Origin of the sequence: Kitasatospora sp. NPDC091207, assembly GCF_044768625.1 — a bacterium.
Classification (GTDB): Bacteria; Actinomycetota; Actinomycetes; order Streptomycetales; family Streptomycetaceae; genus Kitasatospora.
In genome coordinates, this window is sequence record NZ_JBIVVS010000064.1 from 1 (window position 1) to 3,658 (window position 3,658).

At 74.8% G+C, this 3,658-nt stretch carries 1 protein-coding gene; it reads left to right on the forward strand.

Annotated elements, in window-relative coordinates; all coding sequences use genetic code 11:
- The coding region (locus tag ACIQTO_RS38085) for a beta-ketoacyl synthase N-terminal-like domain-containing protein (RefSeq protein WP_402398253.1) at positions 1-3,658 on the forward strand (3,658 nt) is incomplete at both ends.

The window sequence follows — 3,658 nt, forward strand, 5'->3', positions numbered from 1 at the left end:
GTCATCTGGCGGCGGCGCGGGCGGGTGCGGGGTTGCCGACCGAGCGGGCGCTGGCGTTGTTCGACCGGGCGATCACCCTGCCCGTCCCCCACCTGTTGCCGATGGTCCTGGACCTGGCCGCCGCGCAGGCGGTCTCCACGCACGTGGTGCCGCCGCTGCTGCGGGGCATGATCCGTCCGTCGGCCCGCCGCGCCGCCGACCGGGGCGCGGGCGGGGAGTCCGGACTGCCGGCCCGGCTGCGGACGCTGCCGGCCGAGGAGCGCCGGGCGCACCTGCTGGACCTCGTCCGTGCCAGTGCCGCCACGGTCCTCGGCCACGCCGCCGCGGACGCCGTCGGGGCCAGGCACGCGTTCCGGGACCTCGGGTTCGACTCGCTGACCGCGGTGGAGCTGCGCAACGCGCTGAACGCCGTCACCGGGCTGCGGCTGCCGGTGACGCTGGTCTTCGACTATCCGACGCCGACGGTGCTGGCCGAGCACCTGGACGAGGTGCTGTTCGAGCGCGCCGCCCCCGCCGCTCCGGCCGTTGGGGCGGCCGTGGACACCGGCGAACCCATCGCGATCGTCGGGATGAGCTGCCGGTTCCCCGGCGGCGCGAACGACCCCGAGCAGCTGTGGCGGCTGCTGGCCGAGGGCCACGACGGTGTGACGGCCTTCCCGGCCGACCGCGGCTGGGAGATCGAGGTCGCCGACGCCACCTACACGCCGCGCGGTGGCTTCCTGCACGACGCGGCCGAGTTCGACGCGGGGCTGTTCGGGATCTCGCCGCGCGAGGCGCTGGCGATGGACCCGCAGCAGCGGCTGCTGCTGGAGGCGTCCTGGGAGGCCTTCGAGTCCGCCGGCCTGGACCCGCTGTCCATGCACCGCTCGGCCACCGGCGTGCTGGTCGGCGCCTCGGCCTTCGGCTACGGCGCGGGCATGGACCTGCCGGAGGCGGAGGGCCACCTGATGACGGGGGCCGCCACCAGCGTGCTCTCCGGCCGGGTGTCGTACGTGTTCGGCCTGGAGGGGCCGGCGGTCACCGTCGACACGGCGTGCTCCTCGTCGCTGGTGGCCATGCACTGGGCGATCCAGGCGCTCCAGCGCGGCGAGTGCGCGATGGCGCTGACCGGCGGGGTGACCGTGATGTCGACCCCGGGGGTGTTCGCCGAGTTCGATCGCCAGGACGGGCTGGCCTCGGACGGGCGCTGCAAGGCGTTCTCGGCGGCGGCCGACGGCACCGTCTGGTCCGAGGGCGTGGGCGTACTCGTGCTCCAGCGGCTCTCCGACGCCCGCCGGGACGGGCACGAGGTCCTGGCGGTGATCCGCGGCAGCGCGGTCAACCAGGACGGTGCGTCGAACGGTCTGACGGCGCCGAACGGCCCGTCGCAGGAGCGGGTGATCCGGCAGGCCCTGGCCACCGCGCGACTGTCCCCGTCCGAGGTGGACGTGGTGGAGGCGCACGGCACCGGGACCCCGTTGGGTGACCCGATCGAGGCGCAGGCCCTGCTGGCCACCTACGGTCAGGACCGGCCGGCGGACCGGCCGCTGTGGCTCGGGTCGATCAAGTCGAACATCGGCCACACCCAGTCGGCGGCGGGCGTCGCCGGGGTGATCAAGATGGTGCAGGCGATGCGCCACGGCCTGATGCCGCGCACCCTGCACGTGGACGACCGGACCCCGCACGTGGACTGGTCGACGGGTGCGGTGCACCTGCTGACCGAGGCCCGGCCGTGGCCCGCGCTCGACCGGCCGCGCCGGGCGGGCGTGTCCTCCTTCGGGATCAGCGGGACGAACGCGCACGTGATCCTGGAGCAGGGCGACCCGACGCCCGCGCCGGAACCGGTGCGGGGCGCGGGGACGGTGCTCTGGCCGGTGTCCGCGAAGACCCCGGCGGGGCTGCGGGGCCAGGCGGAGCGGCTGCGCGACTTCCTGACCACCGGGCCCGACCTGCCGGCCGCCGGGCACGCCCTGGCCGTCAGCCGGGCCGCGCTGGAGCACCGGGCGGTGGCGGTCGGTGACTCGGCGGCGGCCCTGGGCGAAGGACTGGCGGCGCTGGCCGAGGGACGGGCCGCCCAGGGTGTCGTCTCCGGTGAGGTGGCGGCGGGTCGGACGGCGTTCCTGTTCACGGGCCAGGGCGCGCAGCGGGCCGGGATGGGGCGCGGGCTCTACGAGGCGTTCCCGGTGTTCGCGGACGCCTTCGACGCGGTCTGCGCGGAGTTGGACCTGCTGCTGGACCGGCCGGTCAGGGACGTGGTGTTCGAGGGCGCCGACCTGGACCAAACCGTGTGGGCGCAGGCGGGGTTGTTCGCGCTGGAGGTGGCGTCGTTCCGGTTGCTCGAATCCTGGGGTGTGAGGCCGGATTTCCTGTTGGGTCATTCGATCGGTGAGGTGGTGGCGGCGCACTGCGCGGGGGTGTTCTCGCTGGCGGACGCGTGTGTGTTGGTGGCGGCGCGGGGCCGGCTGATGCAGGCGTTGCCGGTCGGTGGGGCGATGCTGGCGCTGGAGGCGTCCGAGGCCGAGGTCATCGCGGCGATCGGTGACCGGCTGGATGTCGCGGCGGTCAACGGTCCGGCGTCGGTGGTGGTGTCGGGGGCGGCGGAGGTCATGGAGGAGCTGGCCGGGCGGTGGGCGGCCGAAGGGCGTCGGACGCGTCGGCTGACGGTGTCGCATGCCTTCCACTCGGTGCTGATGGAGCCGATGCTGGCCGAATTCGGCACGGTGCTGGAGGGGTTGAGCTTCGCCGAGCCGCGCGTTCCGGTCGTCTCCAACCTGACCGGAGCGGTCGCCGGGCCCGGCCTGCTGTCCACCCCGGACTACTGGGTGCGCCAGGTCCGCGAGGCGGTCCGCTTCGCCGACGGCGTCGACACCCTCAACGACCACGGCGTGACCCGGTTCGTCGAACTGGGCCCCGACGCCGTGTTGTGCGGGCTGGCCGGGCAGTCGGTGGCGGACGCCGTGTTCGCGCCGGTGCTGCGTCGCGACCGGGCCGAGGTCGAGACCGCGCTGTCCGTGCCGGCCCGGTTGTGGACGGTCGGCGCCGAGGTGGACTGGCCGGTGATCCTGCCGGGCGGCCGCCGGGTGGACCTGCCGACGTACGCGTTCCAGCGGGAGCGGTACTGGCCGCGCCCGGCCGCCAGGACGGGTGACGTCGGTTCGGTCGGACAGCTGCCGGCCGGTCATCCGCTGCTCGGTGCGACGGTGCAACTGGCCGGGGACGACGGTCTGTTGATGACCGGACGACTGTCGCTGTCCACGCACCCGTGGTTGGCGGACCACGCGGTCCGGGGCCAGGTGCTGGTACCGGGTACCGCCTTCGTCGACATGGCGCTGCGGGCGGGCGCGCAGGTCGACCGCCCGGTGCTGGAAGAGCTGGTGCTCCAGGCCCCGTTGCCGCTTCCCGAGCGCGGCGGCGTACAGATCCAGGTCCGCGTGGCGGCCCCGGGCGAGGACGGCGACAGCCGGGTGGAGGTCCACGCCCGACCGGACGGCAGTGACGCGGCTCCGTGGGTCTGCCACGCGGTCGGGAGCTTGACCGCGCAGCCGGACGCGCCGGACTTCGAGCTGGCGGTCTGGCCGCCGGCCGGTGCGTCGGTGGTGCCGTTGGACGGTTTCTACGACGCGTTGGCGGACAGCGGCTATGGCTACGGGCCGGTGTTCCGGGGTCTGCGGGCGGCCTG